15 protein-coding genes and 5 pseudogenes are annotated in these 17809 nt (G+C 67.5%); 10 read left to right on the top strand and 10 right to left on the bottom strand.

The genetic code is table 11. The annotated features are described in order from the left end of the window. Positions 1-269 precede the first annotated feature (269 nt). The 4 genes and pseudogenes from DKL51_RS14715 to DKL51_RS14730 form a co-directional block, all read left to right on the top strand. Positions 270-1061 carry a LacI family DNA-binding transcriptional regulator gene (locus tag DKL51_RS14715; protein WP_243422426.1) on the top strand — a complete coding sequence of 264 codons (792 nt, stop codon included), beginning with the start codon at positions 270-272 and terminating at the stop codon, positions 1059-1061. Between the two features lie 236 nt (positions 1062-1297). After that, positions 1298-1564 carry a hypothetical protein gene (locus tag DKL51_RS14720; RefSeq protein WP_123809680.1) on the top strand — a complete coding sequence of 89 codons (267 nt, stop codon included), beginning with the start codon at positions 1298-1300 and terminating at the stop codon, positions 1562-1564. A 265-nt stretch (positions 1565-1829) separates the two neighbouring features. Next, the gene (locus DKL51_RS14725) at positions 1830-3260 is read left to right on the top strand and encodes an SDR family NAD(P)-dependent oxidoreductase (protein WP_124812170.1); all 1431 of its coding nucleotides are present in this window, start codon (positions 1830-1832) and stop codon (positions 3258-3260) included. A gap of 74 nt (positions 3261-3334) precedes the next feature. Further along, positions 3335-3529, top strand: a pseudogene (locus tag DKL51_RS14730) (IS3 family transposase); the annotation flags it as partial. A gap of 595 nt (positions 3530-4124) precedes the next feature. Here the strand turns inward: DKL51_RS14730 and DKL51_RS14735 are convergent. The 8 genes from DKL51_RS14735 to DKL51_RS14770 form a co-directional block, all read right to left on the bottom strand. Beyond that, positions 4125-4880: an SDR family oxidoreductase gene (locus tag DKL51_RS14735; RefSeq protein WP_109945150.1), complete on the bottom strand. Its 756-nt coding sequence runs from the start codon at positions 4878-4880 to the stop codon at positions 4125-4127. Then, a complete protein-coding gene (kduI, locus tag DKL51_RS14740) occupies positions 4877-5704 on the bottom strand; it encodes a 5-dehydro-4-deoxy-D-glucuronate isomerase (RefSeq protein ID WP_109945151.1) in 828 nt (275 codons plus the stop codon). The genes DKL51_RS14735 and kduI overlap by 4 nt, the downstream gene beginning before the upstream one ends. 10 nt (positions 5705-5714) lie before the next feature. Further along, entirely contained in the window at positions 5715-6752 is a 1038-nt protein-coding gene (locus tag DKL51_RS14745) for a glycoside hydrolase family 88 protein (protein ID WP_165823133.1), read from the bottom strand. Positions 6753-6868: 116 nt separating this feature from the next. Continuing rightward, entirely contained in the window at positions 6869-9544 is a 2676-nt protein-coding gene (locus DKL51_RS14750; RefSeq protein ID WP_109945153.1) for a hypothetical protein, read from the bottom strand. Between the two features lie 9 nt (positions 9545-9553). Continuing rightward, positions 9554-10438, bottom strand: coding sequence for a carbohydrate ABC transporter permease (locus DKL51_RS14755; protein ID WP_109945154.1), 885 nt, complete (start codon positions 10436-10438; stop codon positions 9554-9556). Next, entirely contained in the window at positions 10435-11376 is a 942-nt protein-coding gene (locus DKL51_RS14760) for a carbohydrate ABC transporter permease (RefSeq protein ID WP_207783876.1), read from the bottom strand. Before DKL51_RS14760 ends, DKL51_RS14755 begins: the two co-directional genes overlap by 4 nt. Then, positions 11373-12653: an ABC transporter substrate-binding protein gene (locus tag DKL51_RS14765; RefSeq protein WP_109945155.1), complete on the bottom strand. Its 1281-nt coding sequence runs from the start codon at positions 12651-12653 to the stop codon at positions 11373-11375. Before DKL51_RS14765 ends, DKL51_RS14760 begins: the two co-directional genes overlap by 4 nt. A 7-nt stretch (positions 12654-12660) precedes the next feature. Then, positions 12661-13548 carry an IclR family transcriptional regulator gene (locus DKL51_RS14770; protein WP_109945156.1) on the bottom strand — a complete coding sequence of 296 codons (888 nt, stop codon included), beginning with the start codon at positions 13546-13548 and terminating at the stop codon, positions 12661-12663. A gap of 994 nt (positions 13549-14542) precedes the next feature. Between DKL51_RS14770 and DKL51_RS14775 the strand changes: the two genes are divergently transcribed. The 3 genes from DKL51_RS14775 to DKL51_RS14785 are packed head-to-tail and all read left to right on the top strand — an operon-like array spanning position 14543 to position 15923. Continuing rightward, positions 14543-14839: a hypothetical protein gene (locus tag DKL51_RS14775; RefSeq protein ID WP_123827045.1), complete on the top strand. Its 297-nt coding sequence runs from the start codon at positions 14543-14545 to the stop codon at positions 14837-14839. Continuing rightward, positions 14794-15375, top strand: a complete 582-nt coding sequence (locus tag DKL51_RS14780; RefSeq protein WP_123809763.1) for a hypothetical protein — start codon at positions 14794-14796, stop codon at positions 15373-15375. The genes DKL51_RS14775 and DKL51_RS14780 overlap by 46 nt, the downstream gene beginning before the upstream one ends. Positions 15376-15386: 11 nt before the next feature. Further along, the gene (locus tag DKL51_RS14785) at positions 15387-15923 is read left to right on the top strand and encodes a GNAT family N-acetyltransferase (protein WP_243422428.1); all 537 of its coding nucleotides are present in this window, start codon (positions 15387-15389) and stop codon (positions 15921-15923) included. Positions 15924-16069: 146 nt separating this feature from the next. Here DKL51_RS14785 and DKL51_RS14790 read toward each other — a convergent pair. Beyond that, positions 16070-16228: pseudogene (locus DKL51_RS14790) on the bottom strand (IS256 family transposase); the annotation flags it as partial. Between the two features lie 75 nt (positions 16229-16303). Between DKL51_RS14790 and DKL51_RS37470 the strand changes: the two are divergent. The 3 pseudogenes from DKL51_RS37470 to DKL51_RS36390 form a co-directional block, all read left to right on the top strand. After that, positions 16304-16459, top strand: a pseudogene (locus DKL51_RS37470) (recombinase family protein); the annotation flags it as partial. Beyond that, positions 16441-16680: pseudogene (locus tag DKL51_RS37475) on the top strand (recombinase zinc ribbon domain-containing protein); the annotation flags it as partial. The pseudogenes DKL51_RS37470 and DKL51_RS37475, both read left to right, overlap by 19 nt. Positions 16681-16875: 195 nt before the next feature. Further along, positions 16876-17264: pseudogene (locus DKL51_RS36390) on the top strand (transposase); the annotation flags it as partial. Positions 17265-17367: 103 nt separating this feature from the next. Here DKL51_RS36390 and DKL51_RS14805 read toward each other — a convergent pair. Beyond that, positions 17368-17809 (bottom strand): GNAT family N-acetyltransferase (locus DKL51_RS14805; protein ID WP_148097789.1); only part of this gene is annotated, 442 nt, incomplete at its 5' end.

Genomic DNA, 17809 nt, shown 5'->3' on the forward strand with positions numbered 1-17809 from the left:
ATCCTTGCCGGCGTGTCTGGTTTTCCTTCCACTGTGGAGCTGCTTGAGCGGCTTGCCCGGTTGGAGGAGGCGCTGACGCAGCGGGATACGCGGATCGAGGTGTTGACGCGGCGGGTCGCGGAGTTGGAGGCGTTGCTGCGGAAGATTCGACCATGGAGGATGAGGGGTCACGATCGCCGATGTCGCCCGCATGGCGGGCGCCTCGACCAGCACGGTGTCGTACGTGCTGAGCGGGCGCCAGCCGATCTCGCCGGCCACCCCGCGCCCGGGTGGAGGAGAGCATCGCCCAGCTGGGCTACCGGCCGCACGCCGGCGCGCGCGCCCTAGCCAGCCGGCACACGAACGTGCTCGCGCTGGTGGCGCCGCTGCGGAGGGACGTCAACGTGCCGGTCATCATGAAGTTCGTGACCTCGGTGGTGACCGCCGCCCGATCCTACGACCACGACGTGCTGCTGCTCACCAAGGACGAGGGTGCGGCCGGGCTGGACCGCGTCGCCGGCAGCGCGATGGTGGACGCGCTGATCGTCATGGACGTCGAGGCCGGAGACGTACGCGTGCCGGTGCTGCGCGGGCTGCGCCAGCCCGCGGTGCTCATCGGCCTGCCCGACCGGCCCGCCGGCATCAGTTGTGTGGACCTGGACTTCGCCGCGACCGGGTACACCGGGGTGCAGCACCTGGCCGAGCACGGCCACCGCTCGGTCGCGCTGGTCGGCCCGCCACCGGCCGTATACCAGCGCGGAACGAGCTACGCGGCGCGGTTCCTCGCCGGCTTCAACGACGCGGCGGCGCATTTCAGGCTCGCGTCGGTCGCGCACGCATGCGAGCCGACGTTCGAGGGCGCGGCCGCCTGCCTGCCCGACATCCGCGCGGAGCTGCCCGGGGTGACCGGCCTCGTGGCGCACAACGAGGCGGCGCTCGCCCCGCTAGACATACCCGCCCAGGATCTCGGGGCGCTCGCCGTGGAGATGGTCATGCACCTGCTCGAGGGCCGGCACGGCGCACAGACCCGGCTCCTCGCGCCGACCCTCACCGAGCGCGACAGCTGCGCAGCGCCGCGCTGACCGCCGCGCCCACGCCTCGCCTGGACGGCGGTGCCCGTCGAAGCGTTCCAACTCACGGCAGGCTCCTTAAAGCCGCAGAAGAGCACAGAACGCTCGCCATCGGCGCCCCAGGGGCGACCGTCCGGCGGGCGAAACGCGCGCGGAAACCGTCGCGAAATCGCGACTTCATGCCATTGACACTCACCAGGGCCGCTCCGTACTTCGCCCCGGACCGCATCGAACGGACGATCAGCGCTATGGCTAACACCCAGGCCACTGATGATCTACCCGCCCTCGGCACCGCAGCCCGGGCAACCATCGCCGACTGCGACGCCAAGCTTGAGCGCTACCGAGCAGCCCTCGACGCCGGAGCCGACCCGGCGGTGGTTATCGGCTGGATCGTCCAAACCCAGGCGGAGCGGACGCGTGTCGAAGCCGATCTCCACGCCACACAAACGGTGCGCGCTGAAGCTGATCTCAGCGCGCACCGTGGGGTTATGGGTGCGGCGCTGGTCGGCAAGTAGCCGGCACAGGAGCAGGCCGTCGTGCCGTCATACGGGAATCGACTCCGGTGACGGCGCGGGCTGGCCTGCCCATGGTCGCCCCGAGTTCGGCGTGGCTGGAGATGCAAAGTTTCGGTAGACCCGGGTGAGGTTGGCCTCGACGGTCTTTGGGCTGATGAGCCGACGCGGGATGCGTCGGAGGCCGTGCGGTGCGTACAGTTCCGGGTCGGACTTGGGGTGGGCCGGGCAAGATCCGGCGCAGGGAACGGGATGAGACAGCGGCGGCATGACGGCGGACAACATTGCGAAAAACGGTCAATACGGCATTGACCGCGGCCGGCTGGAGACCTGCCTCAGCGTCTTTGAGGCGTTGGAGGACCTGCCTCCCGATCACCCCGACGTGGTGCGGGTGCAGCGGGCCACCGCGAAGCTCTACAAGGTGATCAAGCAGCGGCGACGCGAGGAACGGCGGGATGCCATCGCGGCGGCCGACCGCGCGGTGACGGCGGCCACCGCCACCGGCGCCCCGGGTCGGATCGACGACGAGACCCAGGGCGTCCCGCTCGCCTCCCCCACCGTGGGTGCCACGGCCGGCTTCCTGCACAATCCGCGCGGCTGCTACGTCTGCAAGCAGCGCTACCGCGAGGTGGACGCCTTCTATCATCAGCTCTGCCCGCCCTGCGCCGCGCTCAACCGGGAGCGCCGGAACACCCGCACCGACCTGACCGGCCGGCGCGCGCTGCTCACCGGCGGCCGGGCGAAGATCGGCATGTACATCGCGCTGCGGCTGCTGCGCGACGGCGCGCACACCACGGTGACCACGCGGTTTCCCCACGACGCGGTCCGCCGCTTCGCCGCGATGCCGGACAGCGGGGACTGGCTGCACCGCCTGCGGATCGTCGGGATCGACCTGCGCGACCCCGCCCAGGTGATCGCCCTCGCTGACTCGGTCAGCGGCCAGGGACCACTCGACATCCTGATCAACAACGCGGCGCAGACCGTCCGCCGCACGCCCGGGGCGTACGCGCAGCTCGTCGCCGCGGAGGCGGCGGCCCTGCCGGACGGCCGGTTTGGCGAACGTGATCATCTCCGGCAGCGGGCCGTCCCGCCGCAGTCGGCCGCGATCCCCCCGCACGCGCTCACCGCGCTGGCGCTGACCAGCGGCTCCGCCTCGCCGGAACGGATCGCGGCAGCCACCGCCATCGACGCCGGCGGTCTGGTGCCGGACCTCGACCCGGTCAACAGCTGGGTGCAGCGGGTGCACGAGGTGAACCCGATCGAGCTGCTCGAAGTGCAGCTGTGCAACGTGACTGCGCCGTTCGTGCTGGTCAGCCGGCTGCGACCGGCGATGGCCGCAGCGACCGCCCGCCGCAAGTACGTGGTGAACGTGTCGGCGATGGAGGGCCAGTTCGCCCGCGGCCACAAGGGGCCGGGGCACCCGCACACCAACATGGCCAAGGCCGCGCTGAACATGCTGACCCGGACCAGCGCCCAGGAGATGCTGGCCGACGGCATCCTCATGACCAGCGTCGACACCGGCTGGATCACCGACGAGCGGCCCCACCCGACGAAGATGCGGCTGGCGGACGCCGGCTTCCACGCCCCGCTGGACTTGGTCGACGGCGCGGCCCGGGTCTACGACCCGATCGTCCGCGGCGAACAGGGCGAAGACCTCTACGGCTGCTTCCTGAAGGACTACGCGCCCTGCGCCTGGTGATCAGCGCGCCCACCCCGCCGTCGGCCGCCCGGGCTCAGGCCGACACGGTCAGCACCGTCGCCCCGTCCACCACAGGTCAAGCTGCGGTGGCTGCCGCGATGGAGTCGTTCTTCGCCCTGCCGCAGAAGAACGTCCTCGATCGGCAAAGCTGGGCAACCCGCCAGGAGCTGCGCCCGGCGATCGTGACCTGGATCGAACGGACCTACCACCGCCGCCAACGGCAACGACGCCTCGGCAAGCTCACGCCCATCGAGTTTGAGACAATCAACAGCCCGCACACGCGGCCTGACCCACTCAACCCCCCGAGTCAACCAAACCCGGGGCAGTCCCGAAATGGAAAACCGCAGGTAGGGGCGGGTGCAGTTGCGCGCCATGGTGCGCTTGGATGCAGTTCCAAGCCGTTCAATACGCCCAGCTGCTCCCAACGGGCTCCCCCGGACCGGGGCCCCGTACCGGGTTGTCGTCGGTCAACCGCGCAGTACTGATTCCGCAGGTCGTTCGCCCTCCTGATCATGATCATGCGCTGCCGGGCGCAGCGGGATCCGTTGCGGACAAGCCTGGCCTCGGTCACACCCCGGCCGCTCCCGATCCGCTTCCCACAGTCCATGGGTCGGCGGTAAAAGCCCCTATGTGGGCGGATCGACACGAACCGATTCCCAATGCTTTACAGCGACCAGCAGGACCTGGTAGCCGCTGTGATTTAAGGACTGCGGCGGCGGCCAGGGGTGCGGTGGCCTTAGCCGGTGCTGTAGGTACAGGCCTTGCTGAGCACATCCCTCGCCTAGCTCATGGTCGCGGCTCCTCCATGATCCCGGCGACGCCTGGTGAACGGGCGGCCGGCTCGGCGTCTGCCATTTCTGTCGCTCAACGACCCAGCCATCCGCCGTCCACGGTGAGGACGTGGCCACAGACGTAGTCCGAGGCCGCCGAGGCGAGGAAGACCGCCGCGCCGGCGAGGTCGTTGGGCGTACCCCAGCGACCGGCGGGGATCCGGGCACGGATCTCGGGCTCGCGGCTGGGGTGGGCCCGCAGCGGCGCGGTGTTGCCCGTGGCGATGTATCCGGGTGCGAGGGCGTTGACCTGGACGCCGTGCGGCGCCCATTCGTTCGCCAGCGCCCGGGTCATGCCCACCACCGCGTGCTTGCTGGCCGTATACGCGACGACGTTGAGGCCGCCCTGGAAAGACAGCAGGGACGCGATCGTGATGACCTTCCCTCGCCCGCGGTCCACCATCGGTGCGCCGACGGCGCGGGTGAGTGTGAACACGGCGTCGAGGTTGACGGTGAGTACGTCTCGCCACTGCGACATGTCGACTGTGAGAGCCGGTGCTCGTCGGATGATGCCGGCGTTGTTGACAAGGATGTCGACCGGTTCCTCACGTACCAACGCGGCCGCTTCCTCGGCCAGGCCGTCAGGATGCGACATGTCTCTCACCCAGCGGCGGACCCGGCGGCCGGTGGTCTTGACGGCAGTCTCGGTATCGTCAAGGTCGTCGCGGTGACCGTGCAACACGAGGTCGGCGCCGGCCTCGGCGAGCGCGATCGCGATTGCCCGGCCGATGCCGCTTCGGGCTCCGGTGACCATGGCGGTGCGACCGGTCAGGTCGAATAGCCGGGTCATCGCAGCTGCGTTATCGGGGCTGGAACGACGTCGCCGTAGTCGGTGTTTTCGCCGCCCATTGCCCAGACGAAGGCATAGTTGGCGGTTCCGAATCCGCAATGGATGGACCAGCACGGGGAGATGACCGCTTGTTGGTCGGCGACGATGAGGTTGCGTGTTTGATGCGGCTCGCCCATGAGGTGCACGACCCGCTGGTCAGGTTCGAGGCCGAAGTACAGGTACACCTCGGTACGTCGGTCATGGATGTGCGCGGGCATGGTGTTCCACATGCTGCCGGCTGCCAGTTCGGTGACTCCCAGCACGAGTTGGCAGCTCTGGATGCCCTCGTCGTGGATGAACTTGTAGATGGTGCGCTCGTTGGACGTGCGCTGCTCACCGAGCGACACCGGGGTTGCGTCGGCGAGTGTGGCGTGACGGGTCGGATGGCTGGCGTGCGCGGGTGTCGAGACCAGATAGAACGCCGCTTCTCCGCTGCCGTTGAACGAGATGTTGCGGGTGCCCCGCCCGATGTAGAGCACGTCCTTGGGGGCCAACTCGTACCGTGTGTCGTCGACGTCAACCACGCCCGCGCCGGTGCCGACGTTGACCACGCCAGCTTCGCGTCTTTGCAGGAAGAAGTCAGCCCGCAACGCGTCGGGCGACTCGAGCCGGACCGGCGTGCCCGTTTGCGGCGCTACACCGCCGACGACCAGCCGGTCCTCGTGGCTGTACACGGTGTCCACCCGGTCGGTCGGGAAGAGGTCCTCGACCAGATAGTGGCTGCGCAGGGCTTCCGTGTCGAAGGTGGGTATCTGCTCTGGGTTGGTGGCGTACCGGGTGCGCATCGAGCCCCTCTCAGGACGGTTGGGGTGCTTTCTTGTGGGTCGTCAGGTCGGTGAGGGCGTCGGCGTAGGCGCGCATCGCCAGGCCCTGACCCCAGGGTTGGATCCGGTCGCTGCGAATGACCGAGTAGCCGAAGGGAATGAGCTGCAGGACGGTGCCGGCGCTGGTCCGGGCCAGTGTCCCGTCGGGTTCGACGTAGGCGTGCACGCCGGTGATGGCCTGCCAGCCTGATTGCCGGGTGCGGGCGGGGGCGATGCCGAGGCTGGCGGCGCGTAGCATCGCCGAGGCGATTCCCGCTGCGGCGGACGTTTCGACGATGCCGCGGTTTTCCTCCTGGCCGTCGACGAGCACGTCCCATACGCCGTGCTCGGGCTGGCAGTCCGCAAGCGCGAGGAGTTGGCGCTCCAGGGTGGCGGTGACGGACTCGGCGAGGTCGGCCACGCGGGGGTATTGCAGCCGGCGGGCCGCTGCCAGGAACTCCACTGCGGCCAGCGCTGTCCAGGCGTTCGCCCGACCCCAGAAGCACCAGATCGTCTCACCGAGGTGGGAGCCGTGCGCGTACAGCCCGGTGCCGGGGTGCTGCAACATCTGCGCGTGCGCGACGAGTTGCTCGCCGGCCTCGGCGACCAGGTCGGGGCGGTCGACGGCAAGGCCGTAGCGGATGAGGAACATCCCCGCCATGAAGACGGTATCGGCCCACACACCGCCGGGCCAGTGTTCGATGGCGCCGTTGCCGGCGCGAGTTACCCCGGCATCATTGCGCAGCCAGCCCAAGAGCTGTTCACACGCCTCCCGGTAGCGGGGCTCGCCGGTGGCCAGCCACAGGTCGGCACACGTGGCACCGAGGGCCAGGTCGTTGACGTGCGCAATGTCGACACCCGCGGCGAGGTGCTCGTCGACGAACGCTGTCACGAATGTGGGTATGGGGTTGCCGAGGGCGTCGGCCAGGGTGAGGGCGGCGTGCATGACTACGCCTTCGCCCCATGACCAGCGCGACAACCCCATGCTCGCTGCCCGCCGGGCGATCAGCCGGCCGGTGTCGGCCAGCACTGGTGCGGTCAGGCCGGCAGGATCGGCAGGAGTCCGCGGCGGCTCGGCAAGCGCAGCCTGGCTCGGATCAAGGCCGCCACGGGGCGGCCGGTCAGTGCGAGGACGCCCAGGCGGGGTCATTGCCCACCCGCCGGTGGCAGCGGGCGCCCGCGGCGAAGGTCGATCCTGTGCTCCGCGCCGTCGATCGAGATCACCATCTCATCGTCGCCGTGGCGTAGGCGGCAGGCCAGGTTGTCGATCTGGAGTTTCGCCTCCGGGCGGCCGTCGCCGTCGAGGTCGACCGGCCGGCCGTCCACCTGGAACGGTGCGGCCCAGCTAAGATCGAGGTCGGGGCCGCCCGGGGGTGTGAACCGCACCCGGTCGCTGTCGAAGCGCGGCTCGGCCAGTGAGGCGAGGAACTCTTCGAAGGTGCCATGCGTCGCCCGGCGGCCAACGGTGCACACCCAGGCGGTGCCGGCTTCTGCGGGCCGGAGGGCCTGCCATGCCTCGGGCCCGGACGTGACTGGTACGGCTCCCCCCGCGGTTGCCAGGGCAACGTAGCCACTCCCCACCCGGCCGGCGGTCCATACGCCGCGGGTCGCCCATTCGTCGAGGTGGGCGATCGGGAACCAGGCATGAGTGTGGCCCACCGGGTCGTCCGGCGGGATCCGGTACAACGCGAGTGCGGTGTTGCGGAACTGCCGAACCCGGGGAAGGATCCGGTTGCCGGCCCACGCGTTGGGCCGGGCCGACGGCGACGACGACGCGTTGGGCGGGTGGGTGACAAAGATCTGCGTCTCGGGACCGAGTGTCGCGCCCCAGATGTGCTCCTGCAGCCCTGGCAGCCCCACCCGGTAGTCCTCGACGCTGGCCAGCATGACGTCTGGTGTGCGGTAGACGACCGCGTCGGATCCGTACGGACGCTCGAGCAGGTCGTGGGCGAACCGGTAGGAGCCCCGGTAACTCTGCCTTCCCCACCATTGGTCGGGGCAGTGCCAGGCGACGGCGCGCACCGCATCCGGAACGGTGTAGCGTCGCGCGGTCGCCAGTACCGTGGCCGGCAGTACGGCATCGTTGAGGGCACCGACCCCGAAGCACAGCCACATGATCGGTGCTGTCTCCTCAAGGCGGGACGATCGAAGTGTCTGCACGTAGGAGCGGCCGTGTGCCGCGCCGTGTATGCCTCGCCACGAGTTGGCGGCAAGGCTGAAGAGCACCCGGTCGGCCAGTCCGGCGGCGAGTTCGGCCAGCGAGTTGTCGGTGGTGAACTCGGCAAGCGATACCAGGGCGAGCGTGTCGATCGCGAGGTAGGCGTTGGAGTCGAACTCGCTGAATCCGCCGGCGAGTCGGCGCTCGATCCATTCCCGGGCCATTGCACGGCCGTGCTCGGCGTGTTTCGCGCCGCTCCAGCCGGTGTTGGTGAACTGCTCGTCCGGGAATGCCTCACCCGCGAGGGTTTCCGCGGTGTGCCAGACGAGCTGGTGGTTCTCCGTGAAGTAGCACATGGCGTCGAGCCCCGGCTGGTCGATCCAGTACTTGAAGCCGAGGAGCGTGTCGCGTACTCGCGCACGTAGGCCGGGTTCCCACGCCGCCGGTGGCACGCGGTGCCACAGGTTCAGCAGTCCCACGCCCTCGAAGTCGGCACAGTCCGCCCGGTCGGTCAGCATCCCCAGCGCACGGGTCAGCCCGGAGCCCGTGACGTTTTGGCCCGTGAGTTCCCACCGGGCCAACTCGGCGGCCGTCACCCCGTCCACGCCGATGATGTGTTCGAGTAGCTCCTGCCGCCACCGGACCGGGTCACCCTCCGGTTCGGCGCGATATTCGGGAGGCAGCACCGCTACGGGAAAAGAGCGGTAGACCGGAGCGCGGTCGTCGTCGACGGCAACCCGGAGTGCGCCTGCGCCGGTGGACAGCATCGAGGCGGAGCCGACGCCGTCGGAGCGGTCTTCGGCCTGGGACGCTCCGGCCAGCCGCACGCGCATCTGGCCGCCCGCCAGCCGCACCGGGGTGGCCTGCTGCGGTCCGTCGGTCCACCACGTGCGCAACCGCGCGCCCTCTGGACCGACCAGCGGCACCTCGGGCCGCACGCTTCCCCACCGGGTCACGCCGATCGCGTCAAGCACCTGTTCGGCGACTGCGCTGACGTACTCGTCGGCCCCGGCGCTGGGAATGACGACCCGCACCGGCAGGCCGTTGATACGCAGCCGGAGCACCTGCCGGCATTCCCGGAACGCCACCTGCCACGAGGCGACGAGCAGGGTGGAGGTCCGCGACGGCAGCCACACCGGCGTTTGATGTTCGATCGGCTCCATGTAGGACACGGTGTCGCTCTCGGCGATCAGGCGGCCGTTGTGGAACAGCATGGTGGGTCCGGTGCTGGCCAGCCGCACCGTGCGCCACTCCGCTTGGTCGACCTCGACGACCGTCGCGGCGAGGGCGAGGCGGTATTCGGGTGTGAAGCAGAAAGCGCTCCAGTCGACCAGCCCGTCCGGCGTCGTGTGTACCCGCTGCCACGTGTCTTCGTGGGTAAGTCCGGTGGGTCCGGTGTAGGTGACGGGACCGCCCTCGGTGACCGGCTCGGTCGGCACGTCCGGTCGGAGCGGTCTTGAGCGGTAGAGCGCCTCCTTGAGCGGCGTCACGTCCGGCCCGTTGGTCAGCACCCACCGGCCGCTGTCGCCCCAGGGCGAACCGTCGGTCTTCAGGATTCGTTCGAGGTCGTCGACCGGCTCGCTCCACGCCCTGGTGACCAGCCAGTCGCGTACGGTTCCCTCGCGGTCCAAGGCGTGCACGGTGCGGTTGGTGACGGCGTCCATCGGGATCCCCTACTTCAGTCCGGTGCTGGCGATTCCACGAACGATGTGCCGTTGCAGCACCAGGAAGATGATGATCACGGGCAACATGCTGACCACGGACATGGCGAGGATGTAGTTGAACGGCACGACGAGCTGGCTGTCGAACTGCGCCAAAGCCACCGGCAGTGTGTACTTGTCCTGACTCTGGCTGATGATCAATGGCCACAGGAAGTCGTTCCACCGCCAGATCACCGAGAAGATCGTCAGCACGGCGATCGGTGCGCCGCACAGCGGCACGATGATCCGCAGGAAGATCCGAAACTCGCCGGCGCCATCGATGCGGGCGGCCTCGATGAGATCGTCGGGGATGCCCAGCATGTACTGGCGCAGCAGGAACACACCGGTTGGTGTGGCCGCCGGCGGGATGATCAGTCCCCACAGGGAGTTCACCAGGTGCAGGTCGGAGGCCACCTGGTACACCGGGATGAGGATGATCTGCAGCGGGATCATGATGGTGCCGAGGGTCACCAGGAACAGGAAGTTGCGGCCGCGGAAGTTGTACTTGGCCAGCCCGTACGCCGCCGTCGTATTGATCATCAGCGTCAACACGGTGGCGCCGACGGTCACCACCACACTGTTCTTCAGGTAGGTGGCGAAGCGGAACGTCTGCATCGCTTCGGTGTAGTTGGTCAGCCCGAACGAGTCCGGCAGGATCGTGGGTGGTCGTTGCGCCAACTCAGCCTGTGTCTTGAACGACGACAGGACCGTCCAGACGACCGGGGCAAGGACAACGATCGACAACGCGATCAGCACGGCGTAGGTCAGCACCTTACCGGTGGCCGGTGGGCGCCGGTCCCCGGTGGAGGTCCACGTGCCGGCGGGCCGAGTCTTGCTACGGGTCGCCTGTGCCGTCATGCCGCCGCCTTGCGGTGGTTGTACAGGAAGTTCAGCGCAGTCAGACCGAAGATCGTGCAGAACAGCACCACGGAACCGGCTGAGGCCAGCCCATACCGGATCGGCGACTCGAAGGCGTGCTGGTAGATGTACTGCACCATGAGCGTGGTGGCGCCGACCGGGCCGCCGCCGGTGAGCGTCCAGATGAAGTCAAAGGCCTGGAACCCGGCGATCATGCTGAGGATGACCACAACCATGGTGGTGGGCCGCAGCAGCGGCAGGGTCACGGAGCGAAACCGTTGCCAACTTGACGCGCCGTCGATCATCGCCGCCTCGTGGTAGGTCGGATCGATACCCTGGAGCCCAGCTAGGATGATCATGGTGTAGAAGCCGACGTGCGTCCACAGCGCGACGAAAATGACCACGGTCATGGCCAGCTTGTCGTTGATCAGCCAGCCCGGCTCGCCCAGCCCTACGCCGCGCAGGACGGTGTTGGCCAGTCCGTTGTTGCGGTCGAAGATCCATCCCCAGATCAACCCGACCACGACCGGAGACAGGAGCACCGGCAGGAAGAACACGGCCCGGAACAACCCGCGACCGCGTATCCGTTGGTCGAGCAGCATGGCCAGCCCGATAGACGCGGCAGTGACCAGCACGACAAAGCACACCGCGAAAAGGGCGGTGGCCCGTGCGGCGGCCCAGAACTCGGCATTGTCGACGAGCTCACTGTAGTTGCGGCCGCCGACGTACCGGAACGTGCGTCCGTTGTTGCTGTCGTAGGCGCTGATGTTGAAGTTGTTGATCGTCGGATAGACGATGAAGACCGCGAAAATCAACATATTGGGCAGCACGAACAGGTACGGAGCCAGCCGCTGGTTCCGGGGCACTGTTCGACGCCGGGGCGCTCCCCGACCATTGGCGGTCGGGGAGCGCCGTTCACGCCGGGCGAACAACGTCACTTGGTAACCTCGAGCGCCTTCTGCGCCGCCGTCCGCATGGCGTCCACGGCGGCGTCCGGCGTCTCCTTGCCCGCCAGCACCTTTGCCAGCTCGTCGCGTGCGGCGTTCGCTGCCGCGCTGAAGGCGGGGTTGTAGACGTTGGCGTAGGTGTCAGCGGGGGTCTGCTTGACATCGGCAAGGAACAGGTTCATGTCCTCGCCGCGCGTCGGGAAGTCGATACCGGAGGCGATCAGGTCTTTGCGTGTAGGCAGGAAGGCCGCCTGCTGGCACATCTTTTTCTGCGATTCCGCCGAGTTCATCCAGGCGATGAACTGCGCGGCGAGCTTCTGGTGCTTGCTCTTTTTGAACGAAACCATGAACTTGCCGCCGGGGAAGCCGCCGCAGCGGTCCTGACACGGGTTGGGCACGGCTTTCCAAGTGAACTTGGCGGTCTTGTCGAATGCGCTGACCTGCCAGTTGCCGCTGATGTACACGGGTACCTGCTGGGCCAGGAAGACCTCGTTGGCACCCTTGTACTTCGAACCGGCCTGCAGCCAGACGTCCTTGGGCATCGCACCGGAGTTGTTCAGGTCGGCGAACTGCTTGACAGCCGCGGTGGCCTTGGCCTTGTCCAGGGCCACCTGCCCGTCCTCGGTGAAGTATGTCGTACCGTACTGGCTCAGCATCGTGGCGAACCGGTGGCCGGAGACGTCCATCGCGATCGCATACTGGGTCTTGTTGGCCTGCTGGACCTTTTTCGCGGCGGCGATCAGCTCGGTCCAGGTCCACGGCTTCTTCGGGTCGGGCAGCGCGACGTTTGCCTTCTTGAACTGGTCCACGTTGATCATTGGGCCGTTCATGGTGAGGTCACTGGGCACCGCCAGCAGACCCCCGTCCTTACCGGTGATGTACGCCTTCGCGCCGTCGATGAACTGCCCGTCGAGCGCACTCTTTTCGAACGCGTTCAGATCCAACAGGTCGTCACGAAACGGGTCGATGTTGCTCAGACGCGCGATGTCAGGGGCGTTGTCGCCGGACAGTCGGGCCTGTAGCTGCTGCTCCAGGTTGGCGAAGGGCACGATCTGCAGGTCGATCTTCGCGCCGGTCTGCTTCTCGAACTCGGCGATGAGGTTGCGGGTCGCCTGCTCGTCCGGACCGTCGGTGAAGTACACGTACGTGAGTTTCTTTTCGTCTGCCTGCTGGGCGCCGCCGGAATCGGAGCTGCTTCCCGGCGAGCAGGCGGTCAAAAGCGCGGCAGCAAATCCGGCTGCCGTAAGGATCGCAGCGTGGCGTCTCACTGGGCTATTACCTCCTGAGTTGAGCGACGTTCAAGGAACCGCGGAAACCAAGCCGCCGGGATACTGACAGGGCCGTGTCCGCTACCCGCTGGGGAATGACGTTCGCCTTCTCCAACATGCGTTCGCGGGGGCCCGCGACGCTGATCGCGCATACCGGGATCCCTCGGTCGTCACGGATCGCCGCACCGAAACACATGACGTCGACCTCGTTCTCGCCGTTGTCCACGGCGTAACCGCGCGCCCGGGTCTCGTCGAGTTCAGCCCGCAGCCTGCCCCGGTCGATGATCGTGTTTGCGGTCAGCACCACCAGAGGAAGTTGGTCGACGATCCTGTCCGCCTCCTCGACCGGCAACGCTGCGAGGTACGCCTTCCCGAGCGAGGTCGCGTGAAGTGGACGTCGCACCCCGAGCAGCCGACGTACGGCGATCAGATTGTCGGTGGCGTCCTCATGCGCGATGTAGACCATCTGCTCGCCGTCCCGGACCGCCATCAGCGCAGCCTCCGACAACTCCGAGGAGAGATCGCGCAGGTGCGCCTGGGCCGCGACGAACGGATCGAAGGTGGCCAGCGCCGCCATTCCCAGGGTCACCACTTGGCGGCCGAGGTGGATCCGCTCGGCGGAACCGTCCCAGTCGACGTACCCGCGCTGTCTGAGAAGCCCGAGGATGCGGTACGTCGCGCTGCGCGACAGCGCCAACTCCTCCATGATGCGGGCCGACGTCACCGGTCCCCCCGTCGACAGCATCTCGAGGATGGCCAAGCCTCGCTCGAGCGTGCCGGCGCGCCTGTCCCCGTCCGGGCCGGATCCCGGTAGCTGGTCTGCTGTCACCCTCGTAACCGCCCTTGCGCCCGATGAGCGAGATGCCGTACCGATGGTTGGGAGAACGGTACGCATGGATGGGACGGCATGTCAACCATCGTTCAGGATCGAAGCCGCTCTCGCGCTCGCACAGCGGCGGGCATCGCTACCTGCTGCTTGGTCCATCCGGGACCGAAGCTGACGGGGTGCGTGGTGTGACCCCCACCGACCGGACAGCGCTTGGCCAGTCGAGCGCAGAAGGGATCTGACTCCTTCGGCTCCGCCCAGGACGCTGCACCGACTCCGACCCGGGGAAACGGAAGACTGCAGGTAGGGCGGGTGCAGTGAGCGCCGTTCAGTACGTCGCATGCAGCTTTATGCCGTTCGGTACGCCCGGCTGCTCCCAATGGGTTCCCCGGTCTGGGCGCCCACCGGGCTGTCGCCGGTCAGCTGCCGATTACTCGTCTTGCAGGTCGTTCACCCGGCCCCAACGGGCTCCCTTGCGGCCGAGCCTGGCTTCGGCCAGTACACCCCGGGTGCTTGCAACCCGCTCCCCCACAGCCCATCAATCTTCGGTAGGCGGCCCACGTCGGACGGGGCTGAGACCACGCCCAACGATGGCTGTCCTGCCCAGGTTTCATCGGCAGGTCATCGCGTTCAAGCAATGCTGAACAGGCCGCCCCCCCCGTGCGGCGCCCCGCCTCGGTGATACTCCGCCCGCCGCGGCACCGGAGCGAGCCGCATCGGGCGGGAACAAGTCCCGATGCAGCCGCATCCCGGCGTGCTCGAAGTCGACCCAGGCGCCACCGCCGCGGTGGTGCAGATAGTTGCTGGGCAGCGGGTCACCGTGCCCGAACACCGGCTGGACCTATCGGCGACGGCGGCGACTGTCGCGGCGTCTGTGGCGCTCATCAGGTTTTGGTCGCGCAGCGCCGTTATTCGGCTCGCGTAGTCCACAGGTAGGCGGGGACGCAGCCATGCCGGTGGCTGCCAGGCCGTCCACTGATCAAGCCGATCGACCATCCGTTCGGTGATCGGCCGCGGAAGTGGCGGTGCGAACCGTTCGGTGTGCGCGGCGACCCCGGGGGAGGTGTTCGACCACCAGGACGTGTTCGCCGATGTGCTGCAGGGCGGGGACCAGCACCGGTGGCGGGATGTCCTCGAGCGCCTGATATATCCGGTGCTCGTGGGCGAACCGCTGCGCCCAGTACGGGTCATCTGTAGTGAGGACCTTCACGACGACCGGACGGCCGTCGAGCTCACCGAGCCGGGTCACCGCCTTGTCGGTGCGCCGCAGCGGCGCCTCGGCACCCCACCGCAGACCTGGAACGAGCGCGGCTGGTGGCGAACCGCCGGCCCTATTACCGCTGCCCCGGTGACCCACTAATCAAGAGCGTCGGTACCGCTGCCATCACCGCAGTCAAGGCGGCCTGCGGGGACGCGGTCGTGGTCGCCGAGATGATGTCCGCGGACTGGGGCCGTGACCAGGTGATCCTCGCCGCCGAGGCAGGAGCGGACATTGTTCTTCTCATCGGCCCAGCCAGCGTGGCCAGCGTTTCAGCGGCTGTCGGCGTCGGTCGCCGCCTCGGCATCCCGATTATCCTCGATGTTCCGGCCCATGCCCGGCACCCGTGGGTGCGAGACATGGAACGGGCAGGCGTTGACGGCCTTACGATCACCACGAATATTGACCTTGGGGTAGGCGGCCGAGATCCGATGTCTGCTGCCACAACACTTCGCCGATGGACACAGCTGCCAGTGTCCGTATCTGGAGGCTTCAGCGCGACGGATCACCACATCCTCAGCAGCCCGGACTGGGATGTCCTCGTGGTCGGCCGCAGCGTCACCGACGCGGTCGACCCAGCGGCTGCTGCATCTCGATTCGCAGCCCACCTGACCGCCTACCAACAAGGAACAAGATGAACATCCGTCCCATGAATCAGGCGGACATCAACGCCGTTCTCACCTTGATGACTCTCGGCGATCCGTACGTCAAGCCGCGCACCGAATCCGACTACTGGCTATACGCCAAACTGTTCTCATCGACTACCCCACTCACCTTCATCGACGGGCAGCTCGTAGGAGTCATCGTCGCTTTTCGCAGCCAGGACAACCCAAGCGAAATCTACGTTCAAGATGTCATGGTGCGCCCGAACTTCCGCCGCCGCGGCGTCGCTACCGAACTGCTGAACTCAGTCATCGCACAAGGCCAAGCTTGGGACTGCCGCCGCCTCTTCCTCACGTCCGAGCCTGAGAACAATGCCGCACACGTCGCCTGGCTCTCCTATGGCTTCGAAAACCTTCCCGGCAACATGATCGAACGCGGCGTTCAAGTCCAATCTGACTACAAGGGACCGGGGAAACACCGCGCCATCTACGAATACCGGATCGTCAGTCCGAGTCGAGGTCACGGCTGCCGGGAGCGCTGGGATGACCCTGCAACCCCCCATAGCTCTCCACTGCGCTCATAGCTGGGGCATTTGAACACTCCTGCCTACCACGCCAGCATCACCCATTCTGGCGGCTGATACCCGAGTCGAGGGATCGGTTTTGCCACTCGGCCATGCCTGATTCTGAGGGTCTGTCAAACGAACGGTGTAACTCGGGTTGTTGACGACTACTTGCGGCCTGCGGACAGGCGTCCTTCGAAGGCGTTGAGAGCGGTTTTCCAGTGCATCGTCCAGCGCCGGCGGCCCTGCCCGGTCGGGTCGAGACTCATCACTGCCAGGTAGACGCACTTGAGCGCGGCGGCCTCGTTCGGGAAGTGCCCCGAGGCGACGTCCGCTGCTCCTCGGCGTACGACCGTGCCCGCAACCGCCACCGAGACGGGCTCGCCTGGTCCAAGACCGCCGTGCGGACGATCCTGCTCAATCGCCGCTACACCGGCCACCAGGTCTGGAACAAGCAGCGCACCGACGAAGTCCTGCTCGACGTCAACGACGTCGCCCTCGGCCACACCCCGGTCATGCGGTGGAACCAGCGCGACCGGTGGGTTACCTCAAACGAACTGGTCCACGAACCCCTGATCCAGCAGGCAGACTTCGACCGCGTCCAGGACATGCTCGGCCGGCGGGCTCGCACCGCCACCGCGCCGAAGCGGGCGCACCGATCCCGCCACCCCTACATCTTCAAGAGCCTGTCCACTGCGGCATCTGCGGCCGGAAGATGCAAGGCCAGCACTCCCACGGCGTCGCCTACTACCGCTGCCGCTTCTCGCAGGAGTATGCCCTGGCCAACAAGGTCGACCACCCGCACAACGTGATCATGCGGGAAGACGTGCTGATCAAACCGTTGGACACCTGGCTCGTCCAAGGCTTCGGGCCGCTACAGCGCCGTCGCACCATCGCCGCGCTCCTCGACCAGGCCCACGCCGACATGCCAACCGTGACCCCAGTAGTACCGGAAGGACCCACCGTCGCCGAGTGCGACGCGAAACTGGCCCGCTACCGGGCGGCACTCGAAGCCGGCAACCGTCACGACGTCACCCAACTACTCCCGCTGGTCGACAAGTCCCACCGGTACGCGGACGCCGCGGCCGGCCACGCAGGCGCCCCGACGAGCTGTACGCCGACCGCGCCTACGACCACGACAAGTACCGCAAAGCCGTGCGAGCCAAGGGCATCCGTCCACGCATCGCCCGCCGCGGCCAACCCCACGGCTCCGGCCTTGGCGTGTACCGGTGGGTGATCGAGCGCACCATTGCCTGGTACCACGGCATGAAACGGCTACGCACCCGATGGGAACGCCGCGACGACATCCACGAAGCCTTCCTCACCCTCGCCACCTGCATCATCACGTACCGACAGACACGTCGTGCGACTTTGTTAGGACCTCTTAGAGTGCACTGTGCCAACCCATCAAGGCAGCGGAATGAAGCCCCCGGAGGCCGGGCGCTGTCTCGCGAGCGAGGAGGACTCAGCGGGCGGTAACCGGCCCGGAGGACGGCCGCCAATCCCGCCTGATCAACCCGAACACCCACGAGTCCGATACCTCGCCGTTCACGACGCAGTCCTCCCGCAATGTCCCTTCACGCAGGAATCCGATCTTCTCCAGGACGCGGGCAGATGCCACGTTGCGCGTGTCAGTCTCGGCCTGGACTCGATTCAGGTCCAGCGTGTCGAATGCCCACTGCAGCAAGGCGCGCGCGGCCTCCGTCGCGTAGCCGTGACCCCATGCCGCATCGTCGAGGCAGTAGCCCAACGACGCGCTGCGGTAGTCCGGGTTCCACCGGGTCAGACTGCACCAGCCGATGAAGGCCCCGTCGGAAACACGGTCCATGGCCAGCCGGCAGATGGCGGACGAAGGCACCGGGGCGCGGCTGGCCATGGACCGTGTTTCCGACGGGGCCTTCATCGGC

The organism is Micromonospora globispora (assembly GCF_003857015.1).
GTDB classification, from domain to species: Bacteria; Actinomycetota; Actinomycetes; order Mycobacteriales; family Micromonosporaceae; genus Micromonospora; species Micromonospora globispora.